Consider the following 865-nt stretch of genomic DNA (forward strand, 5'->3'; position numbering starts at 1 on the left):
AGCGACACAACACCCGCCACCGCGCCAGGCTCCGTGTCCCGCAGCGCCTGACCGAGGGCCGCGGCCACCTCAGCCCGGCCCACCACCCCGGCCGGCACCTCAGCGACCACGACCTCAGCACCCCGGGCAACCAGCGCCGCCACACACCCCTGCGTCAAACCATCCCCGGACTGCCCAGTCACGACCAGCCAAGTCCCGGACAGCACACTCGAGTCGGGCTCGGCGACCGGAGCCCAGCCCACCCGGTAACGCCAGTTCGCAGTCACCGAACGGTCCCGCTCCTGACGACGCCACGACGCCAGTGCGGGCAGCACCTCACTGAACGGACGGCCGCCATCCACCGCCAGCGTGTCGGCTATCTGCGCCAGGTCACCGCCCTCGACGGCCGCCCAGAACTGCGCCTCGGCCACCGTGCTCGCACCATCCCCACCCGCCGTTCCCGGGGTGGGCAGCGCCAGCACGCCCTTGGGCCAGTACCGCTCATGACGGAAGGCATACGTGGGCAGTTCGACCCGGTTCGCAGCAGGCAACACCGCGGCCCAGTCCACCGCCACACCATGGACGAACGCGCGGGCCAGACCCGTCACCAGGCCCGACACGCCCTGCTCGTCACGTTCCTTGCGTCGCTGGAGCGGGATGAACACACCCTCGTCGCTGCCGATACCGGCGACGGCGTCCGGGCCCAGCGCGGACAAGGACCCGTCCGGACCGACCTCGATGAACACCGACACACCCTGCGCAGCCAGCGCGCCCACCGCGTCCGCGAACCGCACCGCCTGCCGCGTCTGCGCCGGCCAGTACTCTCCGTCACATTCACTGACCAGCTCACCGGTCAGCGCACCCGCCCACACCAGCTCCGGACGGT

Annotated in this window: 1 pseudogene; it reads right to left on the reverse strand. The window is 71.6% G+C overall.

Annotated features, from left to right (window positions below):
• Nucleotides 1–865 (reverse strand): annotated as a pseudogene (locus tag AQI88_RS42420) (polyketide synthase); the annotation flags it as partial.

Origin of the sequence: Streptomyces cellostaticus, from assembly GCF_001513965.1 — a bacterium.
Classification (GTDB): Bacteria; Actinomycetota; Actinomycetes; order Streptomycetales; family Streptomycetaceae; genus Streptomyces; species Streptomyces cellostaticus.